The sequence below is a fragment of the Pseudomonas sp. LS_2 genome (assembly GCF_042709235.1).
GTDB lineage: Bacteria > Pseudomonadota > Gammaproteobacteria > Pseudomonadales > Pseudomonadaceae > Aquipseudomonas.
Genome location: NZ_JAVAYC010000017.1, coordinates 56671 through 82561, shown reverse-complemented (window position 1 = coordinate 82561; position 25891 = coordinate 56671). Strand labels below are relative to the sequence as shown.

Genomic DNA, 25891 nt, shown 5'->3' with positions numbered 1-25891 from the left:
ACCTAGGGCTCTTTCCTCTGTAGGCACCGTTGCGCCATATGCGAAAACTCCTGGCAAGCGCCCTGGCACTGGTGATGATCGCCGCAGTCTGTGGTTATGGCTTCTGGACCCAGCAGCGCCCGGAAGGCCACTACCTTTCCGACCTGCGCATCGAGTTGGCGCTCAACCACGGCGTGCCGGGCGAGCATGGCAACCTGCTGGGCATCGAACCACTGCTTTACCCCAGCGACTACCAGAACCTGCAACGCCTGCACCGCAAGCTGTCCGCCTATTTCGAGCAGGCGCGCGAGCAAGGCCTGATCAACCCGCGCACGGTGGTGGTGCTGCCCGAGCATATCGGCACCTGGCTGTGGGCGCGTGGCGAGAAGAAGGAGCTATACCAGGTCACCCGCTACCGCGAAGCCTGGCAATGGCTGGAGCTGAGCAACCCGTTGCGCTATGGCCTGGCCATGCTGGGCGCCACCGGCGACGATCGGCGCTCGGATGCGCACCTGCGCATGAAGGCCCGGCAGATGGCAGACGATTACCAGCAGCTGTTCGGCAGCCTGGCGCGGGAGTTCGGCGTGACCCTGGTGGCCGGCTCGATCGTGCTGCCCGCCCCGTATGTCGAGGAGGGCCAGTTGCGCGTCGGCCGAGGCCCGCTGTTCAACAGCAGCCTGGTATTCGGCGCCGATGGTTCGGTGCTGGGCCAGCCTCAGCGCCAGCGCTACCCCGACAGCGAAGTGCGCCGCTACATCGAGGGCGACCAGCAGCAACCGTTGCAAGTGCTGCAGACCCCGGCCGGACGGCTCGGCGTACTGGTCGGCAGTGACAGCTGGTACCCGCAGAACTATCGGCAACTGGCAGACCAGTCGGCGCAGTTGATCGCCAACCCGGTATTTCTCAGTGGCAAGGGCAGCTGGCACAGCCCCTGGCGCGGCAACCGCCACCAGCAGGCCGCCGATTCTCTACCACTGGCCAAGGGTGATGTCAGCGAGCAGGACGCCTGGCGTCAACTGACCCTGGACGCCAACCCCGGCACACCGGCCATCAGCGTGTTCCTGCGCGGCCAGTTCTGGGAACTGGGCAGCGATGGCCAGGGCTTCATCAGCCAGGCCGGCGAGCAACTGGCAGGCCACCCCAGCGCGGGCGCTCGTCTGCTCAACCTGTGGCTGTAGCGCAGCATGCCGCGGCCACGGGTACGCCTGGGAGACCTTTCGGTAGGTTTCGTGCAGCCGTTGGGCGACGCCTTGCAGCACCTGGGGCACGACCCGGCGGCGCTACTGCAACGCTATGGTCTGGACAGCACCCGACTTGCCGAACCCAACGCCCGCCTGTCTATTCCGCGCTACATGCACTTGGGCCACGCAGCCATCGAACTGTGTGGCGACCCCGCGCTGGGCCTGCGCATGGGCGAACTGAGCCGCTTGCCACAAGCCGGCCTGGCTGGCGTTACCGCAGCCCAGGCCCCTACCGTGCGCGAGGCCGCCCGCACCCTGCTGCGTTTCGAGCCGTTGTATGCGGCCAACTACCGAGGCCACTCCAGCTTCCTTGAGGACAGCCAGGGCGCCTGGCTGCGCTTCTACTCCATCAGCCCCTACAACCATTACAACCGCTTCGTGGTCGATTCGCTGCTGGCCGGCTGGCTGGCCCAATTGTCGAGCCTGGCGGGCATGCCGCTACAGGCCGAGCGCCTGGACATCGAGTTCGAAGCTCCGGTCTACGCCAGCCAGTACCAGCGTCTGTGCGCCAGTCCTGTGCAATTCGGTGCCGCCAAAAACCAGCTGCGCCTGGCCCGCACTACCCTCGACCTGGTTAACCCGCAACACTGCCCAGGTACCTGGCAGCACCTCCTGCAATTGTGCGAAGCGGAATTTATCCAGCGCACTCGGGTGCGCAGCCTGAGCGAGCGCATCACCCACCTGCTCGGACCCTTGCTCAACGGCGGACGCGAACCAGACCTCGAAGAGGTCGCGCAGCGCCTGCAACTGCCGACCTGGACCCTGCGCCGCAAATTGGCCGAGGAAGGCACGCGCTTTCGCGACCTGCTCAATGACACACGCCGCGACCTCGCCGAGACCTATATCCGCGATACGGAACTGGCTTTCGGCGAAATCGCCTATTTGCTGGGGTTTGCATCCGCCGAGGCGTTCCAGCGCGCATTCAAGCGCTGGACACGCCTCACACCGGGAGAGTTTCGCCGCCATCAGCGGCAGGTGGGCTAAAGCTCGGTGGCGTCGTCGGCCGGCTCGGGGGTATCCAGCTCGTACGCATGGAATTCGAGCAATTCTTCCTGGTAATCATCCATTGGCCTACGCCCTCTTCACTCGTCGATATTCGTTAACCTTCCGTCAACTTAAGCTGGCCGGATGAAGGAAACATGACATCCCTACGAGTGGTAAACGTAGCAGCGCCAGGGGAAGTTATCCCGCAGAGCCTGTAACAATTCGCTGCAAGGTGTCTATGTTACATCGCCGCAGGTTCAGGTTCGCTGGCAGGCGCCTGTTGCTGCACCTGAATCGGCGCGGACTCGATAGGCGGAACGATGGGTTGGGAGCCCTCACGGTCGTCCACCACCGGCGCAGGCTGGACATCGCTGGCCGGCACTGCGGCAGGTACCTGGTTGGCGGCAGGCTCGGGAGCTGCAGGCTGTTCTACCGTCACCGGTACCACTTCCTCGGCTGCTGGAGGCGGTGCCAAGGCGGCAGCAGGTTGCTCTGGCAGACCCAGGTCTGGCGCGGGCTTCTCTACCTTGGGCGCCTCGGCCTGGGGTTCGACTTTGTGCTCGGCCTTGGGTTTGGGCTTGGGCAGGTAGCTTTCCACCAGGGCGAAATAGCGGTCGTAGAACTGCGCCGCCGTCACCGTCTCGCTGGCCACCTTGACCATGGAGTCGTCGCTCGAGCCGATCGGCATCGACACCGAGCCCAGCACGCCTACCCCAAGGCTGGCCGAGGTGTTGGACTTCTTCAGCGCGTAACGGTCCTGCAGGGCGTTGGCGAACATGGTCGAGCGCTGGTCGTCGCCGCTGTCGGGCGCGCAGGTGACGTTGAAGCTGATCTGCATATGGCTTTCGGCGTTCTGCTGGAAGCTCTTGTTGCCCGCCACCTGGCTGGCATCACTGTTGGTGATGATATAGCCCTGGCTGAGCAGCGCACGCCGGGCAGCCTCGCAAGAGCCAGCTTCGCTGACCGGGAAACTGCGCGAGAAGGTGCCCGAGTCATCAAAGCTCTCGTGCTCGTACACCGCGGCTTTTTTCGAGGAACAGCCGGAAACACCCGCCAGCACAAGGGCCAGCCCGAGCGCACCGAAGACGGTTGATCTAGACATTGCCAATTCCGGGAAGAACGAATGGGGCCTATTGTGCAACACATCGCAGGCCTGCTGAAACCGCTGATCGGTGAAGAGTCTGTCAGGCAACGGTAAAAAACCTTTTCCCGGAAACGAAAAAAGCGACCCGAAGGTCGCTTTTCACGTGCTTCGAAGCGTTCAAGGACTTCGAGGCGAAGATGGCGCAGCGGACGGGACTCGAACCCGCGACCCCCGGCGTGACAGGCCGGTATTCTAACCGACTGAACTACCGCTGCGTATCGCACAGGCCGTGGCCTGCTTGAAACTGGGATCTGCAACCAGCTGGCAGCTGGGTGACAGTCGCAAAAAAGGCGATTCGATGATCGCCTTCGATGCTGCCAGGAGGTGTTCAAGGACCTCGAGGCGAAGATGGCGCAGCGGACGGGACTCGAACCCGCGACCCCCGGCGTGACAGGCCGGTATTCTAACCGACTGAACTACCGCTGCGTATCGTACAGACCGTGGCCTGCTTGAAACTGGGATCAGGCTTGAAGGCTTTACCTTCTTGCCTCAGACCGGTGAAAACACCCATCTGGAATAAAAGTGGCGCAGCGGACGGGACTCGAACCCGCGACCCCCGGCGTGACAGGCCGGTATTCTAACCGACTGAACTACCGCTGCGCAGTTGGACTTGCGTCCGGTTCCTCTCACTTGAGCTTCACCTTTCGGCTTGGCCCGGGTCAGGAACAATCTCAGGAAGTGGTGGGTGATGACGGGATCGAACCGCCGACCCTCTGCTTGTAAGGCAGATGCTCTCCCGGCTGAGCTAATCACCCTCGTGATATTGCTTGTTGCGTTTGCTTCGCTGAGGCCGCGAAATTTACGCAGGTACCGAAGCTAAGTCAATAGCCCTGTTGGATTTTTTTTGAAAAAGGACAAAAAAGACCAATCGCCGAATCAGCGCGCGAAAGCCAGCAAGAACACCTTTCAGGTGTAGATCATCTTGCGCGTCATCCCGCCATCCACCACGAACTCCTGCCCCGTGACGAACGCCGATTGGCGCGACAGCAACCAGGCCACCATGGCCGCGACGTCTTCCACCGTCCCTACCCTGCCTGTCGGGTGCTGGGCGTGATCGGCGTCGGTCAGTGGCTCGGCTCGGCGCTGCGCGGGGTCGCGCGCATCGATCCAGCCGGGGCTCACCGCATTGACGCGAATCTCAGGCCCCAGGCTCATCGCCAGGGCATGGGTCAGAGCCACCAGACCGCCCTTGCTCGCCGCGTAGGCCTCGGTGTCCGGTTCGGATTGCCGGGCACGGGTAGAGGCCAGGTTGACGATGGCACCGCCATGGGCACGCAAGTAAGGAGCACAATGCTTGGCCAATAGCATCGGTCCGCTGAGGTTGACCGCCAGCACGCGGTTCCACTGGGCCAGGCTCAAGCTTTCCAGGGTGTGGTTGTGCGGCTTGGCGATGGCGGCGTTGCACACCAGCGCATCCAGGCGCCCGAACTGCCCGAGCACCTCGGCTACCCCGGCGCTGACCTGCGCCTCGTCGGCCACGTCCATGGCGACGAAGCAGGCATTGCCGCCCAGGGCCTTGGCCACCTTGGCGCCGCGTTGGCGGTCCAGGTCGCTCAGCACCACCTGCCAACCCTCGCAGATCAACCAGGCGGCGATGCCCAGGCCAATGCCGCGGGCGGCACCGGTGACCAAGGCTACCCGGCCGTTATGACCAGGTTCGCCGCCCTTCCAGTCAATCACAGCGCCGCCAGGCCACGTGCCAAATCGGCTTGCAGGTCGGCCACGTCTTCAAGGCCCACCGCCACGCGTATCAAGCTGTCGCGGATACCCGCTGCCTCGCGCTCCTGCGGCGTCAGTCGGCCGTGGGAGGTGGTAGCCGGGTGAGTGATGGTGGTCTTGCTGTCGCCCAGGTTGGCCGTGATCGACATCAGCCGCGTGGCGTCGATGAAGCGCCAGGCCCCGTCCTTGCCACCCTTGACCTCGAAGCTGACCACCGCACCAAATCCACTCATCTGGCGCTTGGCCAGTTCGTGCTGCGGATGGCTCGGCAGGCCGGCAAAATGGACCTTCTCGACACCGTCCTGGCGCTCCAGCCACTGCGCCAGCGCCTGGGCGCCCTCGCAGTGGGCGCGCATGCGCAGCTTGAGGGTTTCCAGGCCTTTGAGGAACACCCAGGCGTTGAACGGGCTGAGGGTAGGGCCAGCAGTACGCAGGAAGCCAACGACTTCCTTCATCTGCTCGCTACGCCCCGCCACCGCCCCGCCCATGCAACGGCCCTGGCCGTCAATGAACTTGGTCGCCGAATGCACCACGATGTCGGCACCGAGCTTGAGGGGTTGCTGCAACGCTGGCGTGCTGAAGCAGTTGTCCACCACCAGCATGGCCCCACGGGCGTGGGCGATTTCGGCGAGGGCCGCGATATCGACCAACTCGGCCAGGGGGTTGGACGGCGACTCGACGAACAGCAGCTTGGTATTGGACTTGATGGCTTTTTCCCAGCCGCCCAGGTCCGCCAGGGGCACGTAGTCGACCTGCACGCCAAAACGCTTGAAGTACTTCTCGAACAGGCTGATGGTCGAGCCGAACACGCTCTGCGAAACCAGCACGTGGTCGCCGGCACTGCACAGGGCCATTACCGTGGAGAGAATCGCCGCCATGCCAGTAGAGGTACCCACCGCCTGCTCGGCACCTTCCAAGGCTGCCAGGCGCTCCTCGAAGGCGCGCACGGTCGGGTTGGTGTAACGCGAATAGACGTTGCCCGGGGTTTCACCGGCAAACCGCGCGGCCGCATCGGCGGCCGTGCGGAATACATAGCTGGAGGTGAAGAACAGCGGGTCGCTGTGCTCGGCCTCCGGTGTGCGGTACTGACCGGCGCGTACCGCCAGGGTGTCGAAACCGACACCCCCGAGGTCGCTGTCCAGTCGACCGGCATCCCATTGATCCGTCATGCCGTGGCTCCCAAAATCAGTTGTTGTACAGGTCGATGATCGCGCTGACGGCCTGGGTCTTGACCTTGGCGGCATCGTTGCGCGCCTGTTCGATACGGGCCAGGTACACGTCGTCGATGTCGCCGGTGACATATTCACCGTCGAACACCGCGCAATCGAAGTGCTCGATCTTGATCTTGCCGCCACCGACCGATTCGATCAGGTCAGGCAGGTCCTGGTAGACCAGCCAGTCGGCGCCGATCAACTCGGCCACCTGTTCGGTGGTACGGTTGTGGGCGATCAGTTCGTGAGCGCTCGGCATGTCGATGCCGTAGACGTTGGGGTAACGCACTGCGGGGGCGGCGGAGCAGAAGTAGACGTTCTTCGCGCCGGCCTCGCGGGCCATCTGGATGATCTGCTTGCAGGTGGTGCCGCGCACGATCGAGTCGTCCACCAGCATCACGTTCTTGCCGCGGAACTCCAGCTCGATGGCGTTGAGCTTCTGGCGCACCGATTTCTTGCGCGCGGCCTGGCCGGGCATGATGAAGGTACGGCCGATGTAGCGGTTCTTGACGAAACCTTCGCGGAACTTCACGCCCAGGTGGTTGGCCAGCTCCAGGGCTGCGGTACGGCTGGTGTCCGGGATCGGGATGACCACGTCGATGTTGTGGTCGGGGCGCTCGCGGCGGATCTTCTCGGCCAGCTTCTCGCCCATGCGCAGGCGCGCCTTGTACACCGAGACACCATCCATGATCGAGTCTGGGCGCGCCAGGTAGACATGCTCGAAGATGCAAGGCTTGAGCTGCGGGTTGGTCGCGCACTGGCGGGTGTACATCTGGCCTTCTTCGGTGATGTACACCGCTTCGCCCGGCGCCAGGTCGCGGATCAGGGTGAAGCCGAGCACGTCCAGGGCGACGCTTTCGGAGGCAATCATGTATTCGACGCCTTCATCGGTATGACGCTGGCCGAACACCACCGGGCGAATTCCGTTGGGGTCGCGGAAGCCGACGATACCGTAGCCAGTGATCATCGCCACCACCGCGTAGCCACCGACACAGCGGCTATGCACGTGGGACACGGCAGCGAACACGTCGTCCTCGGTCGGTTGCAGCTTGCCACGCACCGCCAGCTCATGGGCGAAGACGTTCAGCAGCACCTCGGAGTCGGAGTTGGTGTTGACATGACGCAGGTCCGACTCGTAGATCTCCTTGGCCAACTGCTCGACGTTGGTCAGGTTGCCGTTGTGTGCCAAGGTGATGCCATAGGGCGAGTTGACGTAGAACGGCTGGGCCTCGGCCGAGGTCGAGCTGCCAGCGGTCGGGTAGCGCACGTGGCCGATGCCCATGTGGCCGACCAGACGCTGCATGTGGCGCTGCTGGAAGACGTCGCGCACCAGGCCATTATCCTTGCGCAGGAACAACCGGCCGTCATGGCTGGTCACGATACCGGCAGCGTCCTGGCCGCGGTGCTGGAGGACCGTAAGCGCGTCATACAGCGCCTGATTGACGTTCGACTTACCGACGATACCGACGATGCCACACATGCGACGCAACCCCTACATTGATGAAACTTGAGTGAAAAGCGCTCAGGGCTTGGTTGGCCCGAGCAACTGTTCCTTGAACGGAAGATCAACCGGTGCGCTGATCCCATTGGACATCCACTGACCGGCGAAACCCAGGATGAGGTTCTTCGACCAGTCAGCAACCAATAGAAATTGTGGTATCAGGCGCGATTCCTGCCACCACGGATCCTGTTGTACAGGCCCCAGGCTCAACAGCCCGATGGCCACGACCACCAGCAAGGCCCCGCGCGCGGCGCCGAAGGCCATGCCCAGGAAGCGATCGGTGCCGGACAGCCCGGTCACACGGATCAGCTCGCCTATCAGGAAATTGATCATCGCCCCCACCAGCAGGGTGGCGACGAAAAGAATGGTGCACCCGGCGATGACACGCGCGGAAGGTGTCTGTATGTAGCCTTCCAGGTACTGCGACAGCGACCCACCGAACATCCAGGCAACTGCGCCGGCGATGATCCAGATGAGCAAGGACAAGGCTTCCTTGACGAAGCCGCGCTTCAGACTGATCAGTGAGGAAACGGCGATGACCGCAATGATCGCCCAATCAACCCAGGTAAATGCCACGATGCTGCCCGCAGACGTTTGAGGCGGCGCATTTTAACAGAGCGCAAGGCTTGGGGTAAGCGGAATGTCGGCAGGATACGCCTTGGAGGGGAGTTGCGTCCCATTCGCGAGAAAGCCCGCGAACGGGACCGTGTTGGAGGCGTGACAGCAGCCGCTCAACTGCGCTCCGGCTGGAACCTGACCACGATTCCCTTGAGCTTCTGCTGGCGACCGAGCACATCGCGCAGACGCTCAGCCTCGGCACGTTCGATCAGCGGCCCGACGAACACCCGGTTCAGGCCATCGGACGTCCGGATATAGGCGTTGTAGCCCTGGCTGCGCAGGGTTTTCTGCAGGCTTTCGGCACCCGCCCGGTTGGACAGGCTGGCGAGCTGTATCGACCAGCTTACCGGCAGCCCATTGGCATCGATCTTCGAGGCAGCGGCAGGTTTCGTCGCACTGGCAGCCGGTGCCGCTACCGGCGCAGGGTGGCTTTCGGTCTTAGCAACCGGCGCTTGCTGCGGGGCCGCCGGCGCCTGCGCAGACGGCGCAGGCGCGATCGGCTGGCTCGGCGTGGTGACCGGTGCCGTGGATTCGTTGACCACCACCGCTGGTTGCTCGGATGGATCCGGCAACACCTGCGGCTCCGGCACCTGCACCGGCTCCACCTCTACTTCAGGCAGGCTCGGCATGGCTGGAGCCTCGGGTGCCTCGACACGCACCTGGCGCATCTCGTCTTCGCGGGTGAACAACATCGGCAGGAAGATCACCGCCAGTGCCACCAGCACCAGCGCCCCGACCATACGCTGCTTCATCCCTTTATCCAGCACTGCCATCTACTCCATCCTCGAGAGCCTGCCGCTCAAGCCATTCCAAGGCTTGGCCAACGCAGAAAAACGAACCGAACAGCAGGATCTGGTCACCCGCCATCGCCTCGGCGCACTGCCCTTCCAGGGCGGCCTCGACGCTGACGTAAGACTTCACCGTAGCGCCGAGGTTCGTCAAGGCCTCAGCAAGCTCGGCAGCCGGGCGACTGCGGGGCGTCTGCAGCGGCGCCACTGCCCAATTTGCTATCAGGCTTTGCAGCGGCGCGACCACGCCTTCCAGGTCCTTGTCGGCCAACAGGCCGAAGACCGCCAGGCGCCGCCCCAGCGGCGGCCTTGCCGCCAGGCGTCGCGCCAGGTATTGGGCAGCGTGGGGGTTGTGCCCGACATCCAGCAGCAGTTCTACCGACTTGCCGTGCCAGGTCAGCGTGCGGCGATCCAGGCGGCCGGTGATGCGGGTATCGAGCAGTGCCTGGACGATGTTCGCTGCCTGCCATGGCAGGCCCATCAGCAGATAGGCCTGCAACGCCAGGGCTGCGTTTTCCATCGGCAGATCGAGCAACGGCAGATCGTACAGCTCTACGCTGGCACCATCTGCCTTGCGACCGCGCCATTGCCAGTGGGTACCGGTACTTGCCAGGTCGAAATCACGCCCGCGCAGGAACAATGGACACGCCAGCTCAACTGCCTTGTCCAGCAGTGGCAGCGGTGGCTCGAGGTCGCCACACAGGGCCGGCTTGCCCTGGCGGAAGATACCCGCCTTCTCGAAAGCGACCGACTCGCGGGTGTTGCCCAGGTAGTCGGCATGGTCCACACCGATACTGGTGACCAGCGACAGGTCGGCGTCGACCAGGTTGACCGCGTCCAGTCGCCCCCCCAGGCCGACCTCGAGCACCACGGCATCCAGCGCCGACTGGCGGAACAGCCAGAACGCCGCCAGGGTGCCCATCTCGAAATAGGTCAGGGAGATATCGCCACGGGCCGCCTCGACAGCGGCAAAGGCTTGGCAAAGCTGCTCGTCGCTGGCCTCGGTCCCCTCGATCAGCACCCGCTCGTTGTAGCGCAGCAGGTGCGGCGAGCTGTACACGCCCACCTTCAACCCCTGGGCGCGCAGCAACGCAGCCACGAAGGCGCAAGTGGAGCCCTTGCCATTGGTACCGGTGACCGTTACCACACGGGGCGCCAGGCGCCCGAGCCCGAGCCGAGCCAGCACCTGCTGCGAGCGCTCCAGGCCCATGTCGATCGCCGAAGGGTGCAACTGCTCGAGGTAGGCGAGCCATTCGCCCAGGCTACGCTGGCTCATCACGCGACCGCAGCGACCTCTCGCGCTTGCTCTGGCGTCGGCTGGCCGGTCATTTGCGCCAGCAGGCGGGCCAGGCGCGGACGCAGTTGCTCGCGGGAGATGATGAGGTCGATAGCGCCGTGCTCGAGGAGGAATTCGCTGCGTTGGAAGCCTTCCGGCAGCTTTTCGCGCACGGTCTGCTCGATCACACGTGGACCGGCGAAACCGATCAGCGCCTTGGGCTCGCCGACGATGACGTCACCCAGCATGGCCAGGCTCGCGGAAACACCGCCGTAGACCGGGTCGGTGAGCACGGAGATGAACGGGATGCCTTCTTCGCGCAGGCGCGCTAGCACAGCGGACGTCTTGGCCATCTGCATCAGGGAGATCAGGGCTTCCTGCATGCGCGCGCCACCGGAAGCCGAGAAGCAGACCATCGGGCAGCGGTTTTCCAGGGCGTAGTTGGCGGCACGTACGAAACGCTCGCCGACGACGGCCCCCATCGAGCCGCCCATGAATGAAAACTCGAAGGCGCTGACCACGATCGGCATGCCCATCAGGGTACCGCTCATGGAAACCAGGGCGTCTTTCTCGCCGGTCTGCTTCTGCGCAGCGGTCAGGCGGTCCTTGTATTTCTTGCCATCACGGAATTTCAGGCGGTCGACCGGCTCCAGGTCGGCGCCCAGCTCGGCACGGCCTTCGGCGTCCAGAAAGATGTCGATGCGCGCACGTGCGCCGATGCGCATGTGGTGGTTGCATTTGGGGCAGACGTCCAGGGTCTTCTCCAGCTCCGGACGGTACAGCACGGCCTCGCATGCCGGGCACTTGTGCCACAGGCCCTCAGGCACCGAACTCTTCTTCACCTCGGAACGCATGATCGAAGGGATCAGTTTGTCTACCAGCCAGTTGCTCATGCCTTGTTTCTCCCGTATCGGCCGGTGGCGGGCATCGTCTTGCGTGCACCACCCCAGCCCTTGAGCTCAAATTCTTCTGTAAACCGATGGTGGACCGGCCACGGGGACCGCCCGCGCACCGCTACACCTTCATCCTTGCGCTGACGCCCGTGGCGTCGCGTATTCTGGCCGGCCCCTCGGGCCTGGCCTGGCAGCAATGGGCTGCGATAGCTATGGACGATGGCGCGCCGCCAGCCGTCACATCCGCGTCAAGCCTGTTTCACCGCCTGCATGAAGGCTTCGATCTTCGCCGCATCCTTGATGCCCTTGGCCTGCTCCACACCGCCACTGACGTCTACCGCGTAAGGCCGCACCTGGGCGATGGCCTGGGCGACATTGGCGGCCGACAGCCCGCCCGCGAGGATGATCGGCTTGCTCAGGCGCGCCGGCACCAACGACCAGTCGAAGGCCTCGCCTGTGCCACCCGGCACACCCGCCACAAAAGTGTCGAGGAGAATGCCCTGAGCGCCGGCGTACTGCTGGCAGGCCGCTTCCAGGTCGTCGCCCGGGCGCACCCGCAGCGCCTTGATCCAGGGGCGGTGGTAGCCCTCGCAGTCAGCCGGGGTTTCATCGCCGTGGAACTGTAGCAGGTCCAGTTGAACCACTTCGAGGATCTCGTTGAGTTCGCAGCGAGACACGTTGACGAACAGGCCGACGGTGGTCACGAATGGCGGCAGCTGGGCAATGATTGCACGGGCCTGGCGCGCATCCACCGCACGCGGGCTCTTGGCGTAGAAGACGAAGCCGATTGCATCGGCTCCGGCCTCGACGGCGGCGAGTGCATCTTCCAGGCGGGTAATTCCGCAGATCTTGGTGCGAACGTTACTCATGGAAAGGCAACCTTGCGTAATCGGTGAAAGGCCCGATGGTAGCAAATGACGTTTGACCCGTCAGTCGAGCAACGCCTCGAAGCCGGTAAGAAAGTGTGGGCCAATGTAACGCTGGGGCAACACGAATTCCTCCGGGTACTCCACCTGCACCAAGTACAGGCCGAAGGGGTGCGCGGTCACCCCCCCCTCGCGACGGTTGCGCCCCTCCAACACCTCGCGGGCCCATTCGACCGGGCGCTCGCCGGCACCGATGGTCATCAGCACCCCGGCGATGTTGCGCACCATGTGGTGCAGGAACGCCGTGGCGCGTACATCCAGCACGATCATCCGACCGTGGCGGGTGACCCGCAGGTGGTGGATATGCTTGATGGGCGACTTGGCCTGGCACTGGCTGGCGCGAAACGCACTGAAATCGTGAGTGCCCAACAGGTACCGCGCGGCAGCGGCCATCAGCTCGACATCCAGCGGACGGCGATTCCAGGTTACTTCCTCGGCCAGGTGTGCCGGGCGGATCGGGTCGTTGTAGATAACGTAGCGGTAGCGCCGCGCAGTGGCCTTGAAACGTGCATGGAAGTGCGCAGGCATGGGCTTGGCCCAGGCGACGCTGATGTCATGGGGGAGGTTGAAATTGGTGCCCAGGGTCCAGGCGCGCTCATCGCGTACCGCGCTGGTATCGAAATGCACCACCTGCCCACAGCCGTGCACACCCGCGTCGGTACGCCCGGCGCAGACCACGCTCACCGGCGAATCGGCCACTTTCGACAATGCCTGCTCCAGCGCCTGTTGGACGCTGGGCACACCGCTGGACTGGCGCTGCCACCCGCGGTAGCGGGAACCTTTGTATTCAACGCCCAGGGCGATGCGCGAATAGCCTTCGGCGGCCGACTCGGCCGTGTCGATGTCGTTGATGTCCAAGTACGTGAAACCTGTGGCGGGAACGAAATGCCCGGCATTATAACGACAACGGCAGCCACTGGGCTGCCGTTGGGTTCAAGCGAGTGGGCCTAGACCAGGCGCGAGAGCATGTCCTCGGCCTCCTGGCGCTGGGTGCTGTCACCGTCCTTGACGACCTCGTCGAGGATGTCCCGCGCCCCTTGGTTGTCGCCCATGTCGATGTAGGCGCGAGCCAGGTCGAGCTTGGTGGCCACCTCGTCGGCACCGGAGAAGAAGTCGAAGTCCAGGTCGTCCAGGGCCTCGGGCTCAAGGGCCGCGTCCTCGGCAGTGAACGTGGGCTCCGGCGTCGGCGACTCGAGGTTTTGCGAGAGCTTGTCCAGCTCGGCGTTGACGTCATCCAGTTCCGACGCGAAGTTTTTCGCCGCGGGTGATTCATCCTCGAGCGACAGGGACAGGTCGAAGTCGTCCGGCAGCTCCAGTTCGGAAATCGGGTCGAACTCGGGGGCCTCGTCAAAGGCCGCCAATTCTGCCATCACATCCACTGGCGCGTCCTCGGACCCGACCGGGGCCTGGGGTTCGCCGACATCCAGGTCGAACTCGGCCAGGTCGTCCAGGCTCTGCGGTTCAGCCTGGGCTTGCGCCTGGGCCAGCAGGGTCTCGAAGTCGTCATCGGCGTCGCTAGCGGCCGGGGTATCGGCGAGGGGCTCGAATTCAGCATCGAGCGGCTGGGCAGCGACTTCGTCGGCATCGAGCATGGGCGGTTCGAGATGATCGTCTGCCGGCAGGTCGTCGCCCAGGCTAAGGTCGAACGCGCTGTCCAGGTCGTCCTGAGCACTGGCCGGCGCATCGACAGCCTCAGGCTCGACGGTGCCCACAGGCTCGGGCGTCGGCTCGCCAGCGCCAGCCTGGTCCTGCAGCAGTTCCTGAACATATTGCTCATCCAGCTCTGCCGCCAGGGCCGCCGCGCCAGCACCCGCTGCCGCCACCCCAAGCATGGCAGGGAAGCGCTGCTTGAGACCATCGACCTGGTTCTGCGCCGATACCGGCAACTGACGCTCCTCGCCGACGAAAGCATCACGGTCGCCTTGGCGTGCATAGACTTCCATCAGCTTCAAACGCAGGTCACTGCGCTCAGGTTGCGCGGCCACTGCCGGCTCCAGCAGCGTGGCGGCATGGTTCAGGCGACCCTTGGCCAGGCTTTCGTCGACCTCGGCCAACAGTTTCGCCGTGGGGTCGGCCACCGGTGCGGGGATCGGCGTGGGTACCGCAGGTTTTTCCGCAGCGCTCGCAGCGGCAGCCGAAGCGGCCACTACGGCGGGCGACAAGGTGACGCTGGGCGAGGACACTTCGAGGCCATCGAAGCTGTCGGGCGGCAGGTCGAGGTCCGGCGCACGCTCGCTTTCCTCGGACAAGGCCCGTGCCATGCGCAGGTGCTTCTCCGCCTCCTGCTGGGCCTTGCGCTTGCGCGCCAACAGCAGCAGCAACAGCAACAACACGAGGAATGCGGAGCCTGCCAGAATGCCCAGCAGCAGCGGATTGCTCGACAGTTGATCAAGAACACCTTTGCCTTGCGAAGGCGCGGTCTCGTTGACGGGCTCGGGTTGCGGTGCGGTATCGGCGGCTGCCGGTGCCGGGGCTACGACTGGCGCCGCCGGGGTCAATTGAGCGTTGACCGCTGGCTGCGCGGGCGCAGGCTCGCCAGGCAGGGTCACAGCTTGCGGCGGCTGTCCAGCAGCGTTTTGCGCCTCGAGGCGCGCCAGTTGGTCGTTCTTCAGCTCGATCAGACGCTGCAATTTGTCCAGCTGGCTTTGCAGGTCGACCATGCGGCTCTTGAGCTCGTCGTTGTCGCGACGGCTGGTGTCCAGGCTCTCCTGGGTCACTGCAAGTTTGTCGCTGAGCGCCTTGGCGTTGTTCGCCCCGGCCTGCCCGTCCGAGCTGAGCAGGCGCAGGTTGTCGCCCTGGGCGATACGCGACGGCGCCGCATCGGCGGCTCCACGCCGGGTGGCGTCCAACTGCCGCGCACGCGGCCCCAAGCGTCGCCCTTCACGCCAGGCCGCATACTGTTCGGCCACTTCGCGAACCGCCTCGCCCTGGGGAATGCTCTGGATCTGCTGCTGGTCAGGCAGGCGCAGTACCTGGCCGACCTTCAACTGGTTGATGTTGTTGCCAATGAAGGCATCCGGGTTGAGCGCCTGGATCGCCAGCATGGTCTGCTGCACCGAGCCACCGTGGCTGTTGCGCGCGGCGATCTGCCACAAGGTGTCGCGCCGTTTGGTGGTGTAGCTGCCAGCGCTGACCGCAGGGTTGATTGCAGCAGGGGACGATTGGCCGGGCGCGGCCTGGGGACGGTCCAGCGCCACATCGTAGTCGCGCAGCAGACGGCCCTGGGGCCACATCACCTGGACCAGGAACTTGACCACCGGCTCCGGCAGCGGCTTGCTGGAGGTAACACGCAACACGCTGCGCCCGTTGGGGTTTATCACCGGGGTGAAGGTGAGGTCTTCCAGGTAGGTCGGCAGGGGCACGTTCGCCTTGGCGAATTCCTCGGGCGGCGCCAGGCCCGGCGCCAGCTCGGCGGCGGTGAGGTCACGCACGTCGAGCAATTCGATCTCGGCATCCAGCGGCTGGTTCTGGGCTGACTTGAGGGTCAGCTCTCCCAACCCCAACGCATTCGCCATGCCGGACGACAGCGCCGAAGCTGCCGCGATGGCCAGAACCAGTTTGCGAATTCGAAGCATGAAGCCCTTCCCTATATTTTGAATCGTCCCCAAAACCAGCCGACGGTGTAGGACAAAATTGCTGGCCAGTATCTTTTACGCCATGTGTTTTATCAACAATTGCGCCACCTGCACGGCGTTGAGTGCCGCCCCCTTGCGCAGGTTATCGGTGGTCAGCCAGAGGTTGAGCTGCTGCTCTTCATCAATGCCATGGCGCACACGACCAACATAGACCACGTCTTGCCCGACTGCGTCGCCTACTGGCGTCGGATAATCGTCACGCTCGACCAGTTCGATGCTTTCGGCCGCTTCCAGGGCCTGGTTGACGGCATCCAGGTCGACCGGGTAACGGCTCTGCACCGCCACACTGAAGCTATCGCCGAAAAACACCGGGACTTGAACGCAGCTCACGGAAATCTTCAATGCCGGCAGGCCCAGCAACGCGCGCAGCTCGCCGACCAGGCGTCGCTCCAACTGTCCGTGGCCTTGCTCGTCGCTGGCGCCAACCTGTGCCAGCAGGTTGAACGCTACCTGCCGGTCGAAAAATCGCGGCTCAAGCGGCCGCGCATTGAGCAACTCGGCGGTCTGACGGGCCAGTTCGTTGACCGCCTCACGCCCTTGGGCAGATACCGCCAGCGCCGCCATCACCTGCACTCGCTCGATGTCCAGAAGCCCCTTGAGCGGGGCCAACGCAACGGCCAAGGCGATCGCCGCGCTGCTGGGGCTGGCGACCAACGCCGGCCAGGTCAGGTTGGCGACCTGCTCGGGGTTGGCTTCGGGAACCAACGCGACCGCCTGGTCGAGACCGCCGGACAGATCGATCACCGTGCAACCAGCCTGCTGCGCCTGGGTCGCGAAACTCCGGCTGACAGCCGGCCCTGCTGCGAAGAAAGCCAGTTTGACCTGGGCGAAGTCAAAGCTGTCGACCTCGCGCACGCGGAGCTTCTTGCCCGCGAACATCACGCTGCTACCGGCCGACTCCATGCTGGCCAGCAAGTGCAAGGTCGCCACCGGGAACGCCAGCTCTTCGAGCACCTGCACGAGGGTTTCACCGACGCTACCGGTGGCGCCAACGACGGCGATGTCTAGGGTTTGGGTCATGGCAAGAATCCTCTGCTGGAACGGCGGGAGCGGCACTTTACTTCGATTGTGGGCCGAGACAAACAAAAAACCCGCGCCGTTGAAGGCGCGGGTTCAGGAGGCATTGCGGGGCGATCAACGCTCCAGCAGGATCCGCAGCATGCGGCGCAGCGGCTCGGCAGCGCCCCACAGCAGCTGATCGCCGACGGTGAACGCGCCCAGGTACTGCGAGCCCATGTTCAGCTTGCGCAGTCGGCCAACCGGGATGTTCAGGGTGCCGGTAACCTTGGTCGGGCTCAGCTCCTGCATGCTGATTTCGCGCTGGTTAGGTACCAGCTTCACCCACGGGTTGTGCTGGCTGATCATGCCTTCGATGTCGGCAATCGGCACATCCTTGTTCAACTTGATGGTCAGCGCCTGGCTGTGGCAGCGCATGGCGCCGATGCGCACGCAGATACCATCGACAGGAATCGGGCTCTTGAAACGGCCGAGGATCTTGTTGGTCTCGGCCTGGGCCTTCCATTCCTCGCGGCTCTGACCGTTCGGCAGTTCCTTGTCGATCCACGGGATCAGGCTGCCAGCCAGCGGTACGCCGAAGTTCTCGGTGGGAAACGCTTCGCCACGCATGGCCTCGGCGACCTTGCGATCGATGTCAAGGATGGCGCTGGCCGGGTTGGCCAGCTCGTCGGCCACGGCGGCATTGATGCCACCCATCTGCTTGATCAGCTCGCGCATGTTCTGCGCGCCGGCGCCGGACGCCGCCTGGTAGGTCATGGCGCTCATCCACTCGACCAGGCCAGCCTCGAACAGGCCGCCCAGGCCCATCAGCATCAGGCTGACGGTGCAGTTGCCACCGATGTAGTTCTTGGTACCGGCGTCCAGCTGCTGGTCGATGACCTTGCGGTTGACCGGGTCGAGGATGATGACCGCGTCATCCTGCATGCGCAGGGACGAGGCGGCATCGATCCAGTAGCCTTGCCAGCCGGCTTCGCGCAGCTTGGGGAAGACCTCGTTGGTGTAGTCGCCGCCCTGGCAGGTCAGGATCACGTCGAGGGTCTTGAGCTCTTCGATCGAATAAGCGTCCTTGAGCGGAGCAATATCCTTGCCCACGCTCGGGCCTTGGCCACCGACATTGGAGGTGGTGAAGAACACCGGCTCGATAAGGTCGAAATCCTGCTCTTCCAGCATCCGCTGCATGAGCACGGAACCGACCATGCCGCGCCAACCGATCAGACCTACACGTTTCATCGCAACTACACCTTTGCTAAAAAGTGGGCCGCCACCGCAGGAAAGCGATGGCGGGCCAGAGAGATTACAGATTCCGCAGCGCTGCGACTACTGCGTCGCCCATTTCCTGCGTACCGACCTTGTTGCAGCCAGCCGACCAGATGTCACCGGTGCGCAGGCCCTGGTCCAGCACCAGGCTGACGGCTTTCTCGATGGCATCGGCAGCGGCATGCTGGTTGAAGCTGTAGCGCAACATCATCGACACCGAGAGGATGGTCGCCAGTGGGTTGGCCACGCCCTGCCCGGCGATGTCTGGCGCCGAGCCATGGCAAGGCTCGTACATGCCCTTGTTGTCGGCATCGAGCGAGGCCGAGGGGAGCATGCCGATGGAACCGGTCAGCATGGAAGCTTCATCCGACAGGATGTCGCCGAACATGTTGTCGGTGACGACCACGTCGAACTGCTTGGGCGCACGTACCAGTTGCATGGCGGCGTTGTCGACGTACATGTGGCTGAGTTCGACGTCCGGGTAGTCCTTGGCGACTTCCTCGACCACTTCGCGCCACAGCTGACTCGAAGCCAGGACGTTGGCCTTGTCCACCGAGCACAGTTTCTTGCCGCGCACACGGGCCATGTCGAAGCCGACACGGGCGATGCGGCGCACTTCGCTTTCACTGTACGGCAGGGTGTCGTAGGCCTGGCGTTCGCCACCCTCGAGCTCACGCTGGCCGCGCGGCGCGCCGAAATAGATACCGCCGGTCAGCTCGCGAACGATGAGGATATCCAGGCCGGAGACGATCTCGGGCTTGAGCGACGAGGCACCGGCCAGTTGCGGGTAGAGGATGGCCGGGCGCAGGTTGGCGAACAGGCCCAGTTGCGAGCGGATCTTCAGCAGGCCACGCTCCGGGCGGATGTCACGCTCGATCCTGTCCCATTTCGGCCCACCGACAGCGCCCAGCAGCACGGCATCGGCCTTGCGTGCACGCTCCAGGGTTTCGTCGGCCAGCGGCACGCCATGCTTGTCGATGGCCGCGCCGCCGATCACGTCGTGCTCCAGGGCGAAACCAAGCTGGAACTTGTCGTTGGCCAGCTCCAGCACCTTGACCGCCTCGGCCATGATTTCCGGGCCGATGCCATCACCTGGGAGAATCAGAATCTGCTTGCTCATGCTTTCCTCGTATCCACTCATGCGGCGCGCCCTGGCACGCCGGAAAAACCAGCCGGGCATCGTAGCTCACAATCACGCGACGATGCCCGGCAAAGCGCGACGCATCACGCGTCGCGGAACAACCATGGCTGGCTGGCACGGTGCGAGCCCTCGAAGGCCTTGATCGCATCGCTGTCCTGCAGGGTCAGGCCGATATCGTCCAGGCCATTGAGCAGGCAGTGCTTGCGGAAGGCATCGATCTCGAAGTGCAGCACCTTGCCATCCGGACGGGTCACGGCCTGCGCCTGCAGGTCGATGGTCAACTGATAGCCCGGGTTGGCCTCGACCTGCTTGAACAGCTCATCGACTTCTTCGTCGCTGAGGATGATCGGCAGCAAGCCGTTCTTGAAGCTGTTGTTGAAGAAGATATCGGCAAAGCTCGGCGCGATGACACTCCGGAAACCGTATTCATCCAGCGCCCACGGGGCGTGCTCACGGCTGGAACCACAGCCGAAGTTCTCACGCGCCAACAACACGCTGGCACCTTGGTAACGTGCGTGGTTGAGCACGAATTCCTGGTTCAGCGGACGCTTGCTGTTGTCCTGGTAAGGCTGGCCGACATCCAGGTAGCGCCACTCGTCGAACAGGTTCGGGCCAAAGCCGGTGCGCTTGATCGACTTGAGGAATTGCTTGGGGATGATCTGGTCGGTATCGACGTTGGCGCGGTCCAATGGCGCAACCAGGCCGGTGTGCTGGGTAAAGGCTTTCATGCTGCGCTCCCTTGGATCAACTCGCGGACATCGATGAAGTGGCCGGTGACCGCGGCGGCGGCGGCCATGGCCGGGCTGACCAGGTGGGTACGCCCACCGGCACCCTGACGCCCTTCGAAGTTGCGGTTGGACGTGGAGGCGCAGTGTTCGCCGCTTTCCAGGCGATCCGGGTTCATCGCCAGGCACATGGAGCAGCCCGGCTCACGCCATTCGAAACCCGCTTCGAGGAAGATCTTGTCCAGCCCTTCGCGTTCGGCCTGGGCCTTGACCAGGCCGGAACCCGGCACCACCAGCGCCTGCTTGACGTTCGCCGCGACCTTGCGGCCCTTGGCGATCTCGGCGGCGGCGCGCAGGTCTTCGATGCGCGAGTTGGTGCACGAGCCGATGAACACACGGTCCAGCTTGATATCGGTGATCGCCTGGTTGGCGCTCAGCCCCATGTACTTGAGCGCGCGCTCGATCGAGCCACGCTTGATGAGGTCGGCCTCGGCGGCCGGGTCCGGCACACGCTGGTCTACGGCCAGGACCATCTCCGGCGAGGTGCCCCAGCTGACCTGCGGCTTGATCTGCGCAGCGTCCAGCTCGACCACGGTATCGAACACTGCATCATCGTCAGAGACCAAGCCCTGCCAGGCCTCGACCGCCAGCGGCCAGTTCGCGCCCTTGGGTGCGTAGGGACGGCCTTCGACATAGGCGATGGTGGTGGCGTCCACCGCCACAAGGCCAACCCGGGCACCGGCTTCGATCGACATGTTGCAGATGGTCATGCGGCCTTCCATGGACAGGTCGCGGATGGCGCTGCCAGCGAATTCCATGGCATGGCCGTTGCCACCGGCGGTGCCGATCTTGCCGATCACGGCCAGGACGATGTCCTTGGCAGTGACGCCGGCAGGCAAACGGCCTTCCACGCGCACCAGCATGTTCTTCATTTTCTTGGCGACCAGGCACTGGGTGGCGAGCACATGCTCCACCTCCGAGGTACCGATGCCGTGGGCCAGGGCACCGAAGGCGCCGTGGGTGGAGGTGTGCGAGTCGCCGCAGACCACGGTCATGCCCGGCAAGGTCGCGCCCTGCTCGGGGCTGATGACGTGGACGATGCCCTGGCGCTCGTCGTTCATCTTGAATTCGACGATGCCGTATTCGTCACAGTTTTCGTCAAGGGTCTGCACTTGCAGGCGCGAAACCTGGTCGGCAATGGCCTCGATACCGCCCTTGCGCTCTGGCGTGGTCGGCACGTTGTGGTCGGGCGTGGCGATGTTGGTATCGATGCGCCATGGCTTGCGGTTGGCCAGGCGCAGGCCTTCGAAGGCCTGTGGCGAGGTCACTTCGTGAATGATGTGACGGTCGATGTAGATCAAGGAAGAGCCGTCATCGCGGCGCTTGACCTCATGGGCATCCCAGAGTTTGTCGTAGAGCGTTTTGCCAGCCATCAGACTGTTCCTCATCAGCGTCTTTCTATGCCAATAACCCCTTGGCTTGTACGGGCGATGCTAGGGGGTTAGATTGAATAACTCAAATTCATAATTTTTATGCTTTGGATAACCAATAGGAATTCATCGTCATGGACCTGGCCAACCTCAGCGCTTTCATCGCCATTGCCGAAATCGGCAGCTTTTCTGGCGCGGGCGAGCGACTGCACCTGACCCAGCCGGCCATCAGCAAACGTATTGCCGGGCTGGAGCAACAACTGGAGGTACGTCTGTTCGACCGCCTGGGCCGCGAGGTGACGTTGACCGAGGCCGGTCGCGCGCTCTTGCCACGCGCCTACCAGATTCTCAACGTGTTAGAGGATACCCGACGCGCACTGACCAATTTGACAGGGGAAGTGACCGGTCGCTTGACCCTAGCCACCAGCCACCATATCGGCCTCCATCGCCTGCCCCCGCTACTCCGGGCGTTCACCCGCCAATACCCTGCCGTGGCGCTGGATATTCAGTTCCTTGATTCGGAAGCGGCCTACGATGAAATTCTCCACGGCCGAGCGGAAATTGCGGTAATCACCCTGGCTCCGGAGCCCCATCACCTGGTGCGGGCCATCCCGGTATGGGACGACGCGCTGGATTTCGTGGCCGCGCCGGAGCACCCGCTGGCCAACAACGACAACGTCAACCTGGCCGACGTGGCCCGGCACCCAGCGGTGTTCCCCGGCGGCAACACCTTTACCCATCACATCGTGCAACGCCTGTTCGAGAGCCAGGGGCTGACGCCGAACATCGCCATGAGCACCAACTACCTGGAGACCATCAAGATGATGGTCTCCATCGGCCTGGCGTGGAGCGTGCTGCCACGTACTATGCTCGATGAACAGGTTTCACCCATCGCTTTACCCGGCATACAGCTGTCGCGCCAGCTAGGCTACATTTTGCATACGGAACGAACGCTATCGAACGCGGCAAGGGCCTTCATGGCATTGCTCGACAGCCACGCGGGGTCCGCCTGACCGGTCGTCAGCACGGCATATCACTTCCAAGGACGCGTCATCCGCCAAAGGTCTGGTACCGATGCCCAAATCAGCAAACCGCTTTCCGCGCCTGCCGCGCATCCCTGCGGTCGATCCACAGGAGTCGGAGCAGGCCTGGCAAAATGCCCCGCAGTTGCTGGCTGCGCTCAATGCAGCACGCCTGGGGGCCTGGCTGTGGGACATCGAGACCGGCCGGGTCAGTTGGTCACGGGGCACCCAGGCGCTGTTCGGCTTCGATCCGCTGCGTCCTTTGCCCGCCGATGTCGACTACCTCGACCTGCTGCCCGAGGAAGACCGCGCACGCACGCGCCAGGCGTTCCAGGCCGTGGTCAGTGGCGAGCCGGTGGAGCAGGCGATGCGCCACCGCATTCGCTGGCCAGACGGCAGCCTGCACTGGCTGGAAATCAACGGCAGCCTGACCCACGATCCCCACGGCCGGCCGCAGATGATCGGGGTGATCCGTGAAATTACCCGCCAGCGCGAACGCGAAACGGCGTTGGTCAATTCGGAAAAGCGCTTTGCCACCCTCTTCCACCTGAGCCCCAACGCCATTTTGCTGTCCCGTCGTAACGACGGCCTGATTTTCGAGGTCAACCAGCACTTCGAGGACATGTTCGGCTGGCCTGGCACCCATGTGGTGGGCAAGACCAGCATGGAGCTGGGGCTGTGGGTTCACCCCGAGCAACGCCGCCAGGTGCTGGAAGCCACCACCACCGCAAGCAGCGGCCCGCTCATCATGGAGGTGCAGTTCCGCGCCAGCAACGGCAAGGTGCACGACGGCATCCTGTGCACTCAGGGCATCGAACTCGAAGGCATCACCTACCTGATCAGCACCTTTGTCGACACCACCGAACGCAAGCGCGCCGAGCAGGCCCTCAAGGACAGCCAGGAGCGCCTGGACCTGGCCCTGGACTCGGCGCAGTTGGGCACCTGGGACTGGCACATTCCCAGCGGCATGCTCTATGGCTCGGCCCGCGCGGCGCAGTTGCATGGCCTGGACCCTGCACCCTTCCACGAGTCCTTCGAGGCGTTCTTCGAGGGTGTGCCGGAACAGGAGCGCAGCGCCATGCGTCAGGCCTACCGCAGCCTGCGTGAAGGCCCGGCGGGCAACTACCAGATCACCTACCGCATCCAACTGGACAACGGCACCTCGCGCTTTATCGAAAGCCGGGCACGACTCTACCGCGACGACCAGGGCAACCCGCTACGCATGGCCGGTACCCTGCTGGACATCACCGACCAGGTCGAGCGCGAACAACGCCTGAGCGCTTCGGAAGAGAAGTTCGCGAGCCTGTTCCAGGTCAGCCCCGATCCGATCTGTGTCACCCGTCAGGATAACGGCCAGTTCATCGAGGTGAACCCGGCGTTCACCCAGACCTTCGGCTGGAGCGCCGACCAGGTGATTGGCCGCACCGCCGAGCAGCTCGGGCTGTGGGCCGAGTCGTCGGAACGCGCGCTGCGCATCGAACGGGTGATTCGCGAGCAGGCCCTGAGCAATGTGGCGGTAGGGGTCAACCATCGCAACGGCACCCCCCTGACCTGCGTGATTTCCAGTCGTCTTATCAGCGTGGACAACCAGCCCTGCAGTGTCACCACCCTGCGCGATATCACTCAGCAGCAACGCGCCGAAGCAGCGCTCAAGGCCAGCGAGGAGAAGTTCGCCAAGGCGTTTCACTCGAGCCCCGACGCCATCACCATCACCGAACGCGATAGCGGTCGCTACCTGGAGGTCAACGATGGCTTCTCGCGCCTGACCGGCTATACCGCCGGCGAGGTGCTCGGGCGCACGGTCCTCGAGATCGGTATCTGGGCCGACGAAAAGCAACGCAGCGCCCTGCTCACCGAGCTCAGGGAGCGCGGCAGGGTACATCATCGGGAAATGCTCGGGCGTAACAAGCGGGGCGACATCCTTACCGTGGAGGTGTCGGTAGAGCCGATCAGCCTCAACGAGACCGATTGCCTGCTGTTGACCGCACGCGACGTCAGCCTGCTGAAGAATGCCCAAGCGCAGATCCGCCACCTGGCCTACCACGACCCCCTGACCAACCTGCCCAACCGCGCCCTGCTGATGGACCGCCTGAGCCAGCAGATCGCCCTGCTCAAGCGTCACAAATTGCGCGGTGCCCTGCTGTTCCTCGATCTGGACCACTTCAAGCACATCAACGACTCGCTCGGCCACCCGGTCGGCGACACCGTGCTGAAGATCATCACCGCGCGCCTGGAAGCCAGCGTGCGTCTGGAAGACACCGTGGCACGCCTGGGCGGCGACGAGTTCGTGGTGCTGCTAAGCGGCCTGGAAGGCAGCCGTGAGGAGGTCGAGGCCAAGGTTCGCGAGCTGGCCGACACCCTGCGCGAGCTGCTTGCCGAGCCGATGTCGCTGGACGGCCAGCGCCTGCAGGTGACCCCGAGCATTGGCGTGGCGTTGATCCCCGACCACGGCGCCACCCCGGCCGACCTGCTCAAGCGCGCCGACATCGCCCTGTACCGGGCCAAGGATTCTGGACGCAACACCACGCAACTGTTCCACACCACCATGCAAAAGGCTGCCAGCGAACGCCTGCGCATGGAAAACGACCTGCGCCTGGCCCTGGCCCGTGGCGAGCTGGCCCTGCACTTCCAGCCCCAGGTCGACGCCCGCGACAACCGCATCGTCGGTGCCGAGGTGCTGCTGCGCTGGCACCACCCGCAGCTGGGCCAACAGCCGCCCGCGCAGTTCATTCAGGTACTGGAGGAAAGCGGCCTGATCCTCGAAGTGGGCAGCTGGATACTCGATGAAGCCTGCGATGCCTGCGCTCGCATGCTAGAGGACGGATTGATCGACCCCAACGACTTCAGCCTGTGCGTGAACATCAGCCCGCGCCAGTTCCGACAGAACGACTTCGTCGAACGGGTGCTGCGCAGCCTCGACGACTACCGCCTGCCGCGCCACATGCTGAAGCTGGAGATCACCGAGGGTATCGTCATCCAGAACCTGGAGGACACCATCAGCAAGATGCGCGAGCTCAAACGCTACGGCGTGAGCTTTGCCATGGACGATTTTGGCACCGGCTATTCGTCGCTCACCTACCTCAAGCGCTTGCCGGTGGATGCGCTGAAGATCGACCAGACCTTCGTGCGCGACGCCCCGGTCGACTCCAACGACGCCGAAATCGTCCGCGCTATCGTCGCCATGGCCCGCAGCCTCGAGCTGGCGGTGATCGCCGAGGGTGTGGAGCTGACCGAGCAGCTGGAGTTTCTGGAGCGCCTGGGCTGTCACCTGTACCAGGGCTACCTGCACAGTCGCCCCCTGCCGTTGCCGGAGTTCCGGCAGATGTTGCTGGAAACGCCGGCGGATTACTGAAACGCAAAAAGGGCACCCGAAGGTGCCCTTTT

At 64.0% G+C, this 25891-nt stretch carries 20 protein-coding genes and 4 tRNA genes; 4 read left to right on the top strand and 20 right to left on the bottom strand.

The window, feature by feature from the left end; genetic code table 11:
* Nucleotides 1-38 precede the first annotated feature (38 nt).
* Entirely contained in the window at nt 39-1157 is a 1119-nt protein-coding gene (locus RAC97_RS16590) for a nitrilase-related carbon-nitrogen hydrolase (RefSeq protein WP_375100390.1), read from the top strand.
* A gap of 6 nt (nt 1158-1163) precedes the next feature.
* Complete coding sequence (locus RAC97_RS16585; protein ID WP_375100389.1) at nt 1164-2204, top strand: AraC family transcriptional regulator; 1041 nt, start codon at nt 1164-1166, stop codon at nt 2202-2204.
* 241 nt (nt 2205-2445) lie between these two features.
* Here the strand turns inward: RAC97_RS16585 and RAC97_RS16580 are convergent, their stop codons facing one another.
* The 20 genes from RAC97_RS16580 to leuC form a co-directional block, all read right to left on the bottom strand.
* Nucleotides 2446-3306 (bottom strand): DUF2242 domain-containing protein, encoded by an 861-nt coding sequence (locus tag RAC97_RS16580; RefSeq protein ID WP_375100388.1) that lies wholly within the window; start codon nt 3304-3306, stop codon nt 2446-2448.
* 180 nt (nt 3307-3486) lie between these two features.
* Nucleotides 3487-3563 (bottom strand) — tRNA-Asp (locus RAC97_RS16575).
* Between the two features lie 134 nt (nt 3564-3697).
* Nucleotides 3698-3774: transfer RNA gene (locus RAC97_RS16570), tRNA-Asp, on the bottom strand.
* Between the two features lie 97 nt (nt 3775-3871).
* Nucleotides 3872-3948, bottom strand: a tRNA-Asp gene (locus tag RAC97_RS16565).
* A gap of 79 nt (nt 3949-4027) precedes the next feature.
* Nucleotides 4028-4103 (bottom strand) — tRNA-Val (locus RAC97_RS16560).
* Between the two features lie 151 nt (nt 4104-4254).
* Entirely contained in the window at nt 4255-5028 is a 774-nt protein-coding gene (locus RAC97_RS16555) for an SDR family oxidoreductase (protein WP_375100387.1), read from the bottom strand.
* A complete protein-coding gene (locus RAC97_RS16550; RefSeq protein ID WP_375100386.1) occupies nt 5025-6236 on the bottom strand; it encodes an O-succinylhomoserine sulfhydrylase in 1212 nt (403 codons plus the stop codon). Before RAC97_RS16550 ends, RAC97_RS16555 begins: the two co-directional genes overlap by 4 nt.
* Nucleotides 6237-6252: 16 nt before the next feature.
* The gene (gene purF, locus RAC97_RS16545) at nt 6253-7758 is read right to left on the bottom strand and encodes an amidophosphoribosyltransferase (RefSeq protein WP_375100385.1); all 1506 of its coding nucleotides are present in this window, start codon (nt 7756-7758) and stop codon (nt 6253-6255) included.
* 42 nt (nt 7759-7800) lie between these two features.
* Nucleotides 7801-8355, bottom strand: coding sequence for a CvpA family protein (locus RAC97_RS16540; RefSeq protein ID WP_375100384.1), 555 nt, complete (start codon nt 8353-8355; stop codon nt 7801-7803).
* A gap of 155 nt (nt 8356-8510) precedes the next feature.
* A complete protein-coding gene (locus tag RAC97_RS16535; protein ID WP_375100383.1) occupies nt 8511-9170 on the bottom strand; it encodes an SPOR domain-containing protein in 660 nt (219 codons plus the stop codon).
* Nucleotides 9154-10461, bottom strand: a complete 1308-nt coding sequence (folC, locus tag RAC97_RS16530) for a bifunctional tetrahydrofolate synthase/dihydrofolate synthase (RefSeq protein ID WP_375100382.1) — start codon at nt 10459-10461, stop codon at nt 9154-9156. The genes RAC97_RS16535 and folC overlap by 17 nt, the downstream gene beginning before the upstream one ends.
* The gene (gene accD / locus RAC97_RS16525; RefSeq protein WP_375100381.1) at nt 10461-11354 is read right to left on the bottom strand and encodes an acetyl-CoA carboxylase, carboxyltransferase subunit beta; all 894 of its coding nucleotides are present in this window, start codon (nt 11352-11354) and stop codon (nt 10461-10463) included. The genes folC and accD overlap by 1 nt, the downstream gene beginning before the upstream one ends.
* 248 nt (nt 11355-11602) lie before the next feature.
* The gene (locus RAC97_RS16520) at nt 11603-12223 is read right to left on the bottom strand and encodes a phosphoribosylanthranilate isomerase (protein WP_375100380.1); all 621 of its coding nucleotides are present in this window, start codon (nt 12221-12223) and stop codon (nt 11603-11605) included.
* A gap of 60 nt (nt 12224-12283) precedes the next feature.
* Nucleotides 12284-13138, bottom strand: a complete 855-nt coding sequence (truA, locus tag RAC97_RS16515) for a tRNA pseudouridine(38-40) synthase TruA (RefSeq protein WP_375100379.1) — start codon at nt 13136-13138, stop codon at nt 12284-12286.
* An 89-nt stretch (nt 13139-13227) separates the two neighbouring features.
* Entirely contained in the window at nt 13228-15855 is a 2628-nt protein-coding gene (locus tag RAC97_RS16510) for a FimV/HubP family polar landmark protein (RefSeq protein ID WP_375100378.1), read from the bottom strand.
* A 75-nt stretch (nt 15856-15930) separates the two neighbouring features.
* Nucleotides 15931-16935: an aspartate-semialdehyde dehydrogenase gene (locus RAC97_RS16505; protein WP_375100377.1), complete on the bottom strand. Its 1005-nt coding sequence runs from the start codon at nt 16933-16935 to the stop codon at nt 15931-15933.
* A 114-nt stretch (nt 16936-17049) separates the two neighbouring features.
* Nucleotides 17050-18162 (bottom strand): aspartate-semialdehyde dehydrogenase, encoded by a 1113-nt coding sequence (asd, locus tag RAC97_RS16500; RefSeq protein ID WP_375100376.1) that lies wholly within the window; start codon nt 18160-18162, stop codon nt 17050-17052.
* Nucleotides 18163-18226: 64 nt separating this feature from the next.
* On the bottom strand, nt 18227-19309 hold the full coding sequence (gene leuB, locus RAC97_RS16495; protein WP_375100375.1) for a 3-isopropylmalate dehydrogenase: 1083 nt from the start codon (nt 19307-19309) through the stop codon (nt 18227-18229).
* 104 nt (nt 19310-19413) lie between these two features.
* Nucleotides 19414-20058, bottom strand: coding sequence for a 3-isopropylmalate dehydratase small subunit (leuD, locus tag RAC97_RS16490; protein ID WP_375100374.1), 645 nt, complete (start codon nt 20056-20058; stop codon nt 19414-19416).
* Entirely contained in the window at nt 20055-21488 is a 1434-nt protein-coding gene (gene leuC, locus RAC97_RS16485; protein WP_375100373.1) for a 3-isopropylmalate dehydratase large subunit, read from the bottom strand. Before leuC ends, leuD begins: the two co-directional genes overlap by 4 nt.
* Nucleotides 21489-21619: 131 nt before the next feature.
* Here leuC and RAC97_RS16480 point away from each other — a divergent pair, with 131 nt between their 5' ends.
* Both RAC97_RS16480 and RAC97_RS16475 read left to right on the top strand, forming a co-directional pair.
* Nucleotides 21620-22498: a LysR family transcriptional regulator gene (locus tag RAC97_RS16480; RefSeq protein ID WP_375100372.1), complete on the top strand. Its 879-nt coding sequence runs from the start codon at nt 21620-21622 to the stop codon at nt 22496-22498.
* A gap of 61 nt (nt 22499-22559) precedes the next feature.
* On the top strand, nt 22560-25859 hold the full coding sequence (locus tag RAC97_RS16475; protein ID WP_375100371.1) for a PAS domain S-box protein: 3300 nt from the start codon (nt 22560-22562) through the stop codon (nt 25857-25859).
* The last annotated feature ends 32 nt before the right edge of the window (nt 25860-25891 follow it).

What these genes read in the sequence shown, in the direction of transcription:
- RAC97_RS16535 (WP_375100383.1), bottom strand. Translation starts at nt 9,170, where the DNA reads ATGGCAGTGCTGGATAAAGGGATGAAGCAGCGTATGGTCGGGGCGCTG.
- RAC97_RS16590 (WP_375100390.1), top strand. Translation starts at nt 39, where the DNA reads ATGCGAAAACTCCTGGCAAGCGCCCTGGCACTGGTGATGATCGCCGCA.
- leuB (WP_375100375.1), bottom strand. Translation starts at nt 19,309, where the DNA reads ATGAGCAAGCAGATTCTGATTCTCCCAGGTGATGGCATCGGCCCGGAA.
- accD (WP_375100381.1), bottom strand. Translation starts at nt 11,354, where the DNA reads ATGAGCAACTGGCTGGTAGACAAACTGATCCCTTCGATCATGCGTTCC.
- asd (WP_375100376.1), bottom strand. Translation starts at nt 18,162, where the DNA reads ATGAAACGTGTAGGTCTGATCGGTTGGCGCGGCATGGTCGGTTCCGTG.
- folC (WP_375100382.1), bottom strand. Translation starts at nt 10,461, where the DNA reads ATGAGCCAGCGTAGCCTGGGCGAATGGCTCGCCTACCTCGAGCAGTTG.
- leuD (WP_375100374.1), bottom strand. Translation starts at nt 20,058, where the DNA reads ATGAAAGCCTTTACCCAGCACACCGGCCTGGTTGCGCCATTGGACCGC.
- RAC97_RS16550 (WP_375100386.1), bottom strand. Translation starts at nt 6,236, where the DNA reads ATGACGGATCAATGGGATGCCGGTCGACTGGACAGCGACCTCGGGGGT.
- RAC97_RS16505 (WP_375100377.1), bottom strand. Translation starts at nt 16,935, where the DNA reads ATGACCCAAACCCTAGACATCGCCGTCGTTGGCGCCACCGGTAGCGTC.
- leuC (WP_375100373.1), bottom strand. Translation starts at nt 21,488, where the DNA reads ATGGCTGGCAAAACGCTCTACGACAAACTCTGGGATGCCCATGAGGTC.
- RAC97_RS16580 (WP_375100388.1), bottom strand. Translation starts at nt 3,306, where the DNA reads ATGTCTAGATCAACCGTCTTCGGTGCGCTCGGGCTGGCCCTTGTGCTG.
- RAC97_RS16520 (WP_375100380.1), bottom strand. Translation starts at nt 12,223, where the DNA reads ATGAGTAACGTTCGCACCAAGATCTGCGGAATTACCCGCCTGGAAGAT.
- RAC97_RS16480 (WP_375100372.1), top strand. Translation starts at nt 21,620, where the DNA reads ATGGACCTGGCCAACCTCAGCGCTTTCATCGCCATTGCCGAAATCGGC.
- RAC97_RS16510 (WP_375100378.1), bottom strand. Translation starts at nt 15,855, where the DNA reads ATGCTTCGAATTCGCAAACTGGTTCTGGCCATCGCGGCAGCTTCGGCG.
- purF (WP_375100385.1), bottom strand. Translation starts at nt 7,758, where the DNA reads ATGTGTGGCATCGTCGGTATCGTCGGTAAGTCGAACGTCAATCAGGCG.
- RAC97_RS16475 (WP_375100371.1), top strand. Translation starts at nt 22,560, where the DNA reads ATGCCCAAATCAGCAAACCGCTTTCCGCGCCTGCCGCGCATCCCTGCG.
- RAC97_RS16585 (WP_375100389.1), top strand. Translation starts at nt 1,164, where the DNA reads ATGCCGCGGCCACGGGTACGCCTGGGAGACCTTTCGGTAGGTTTCGTG.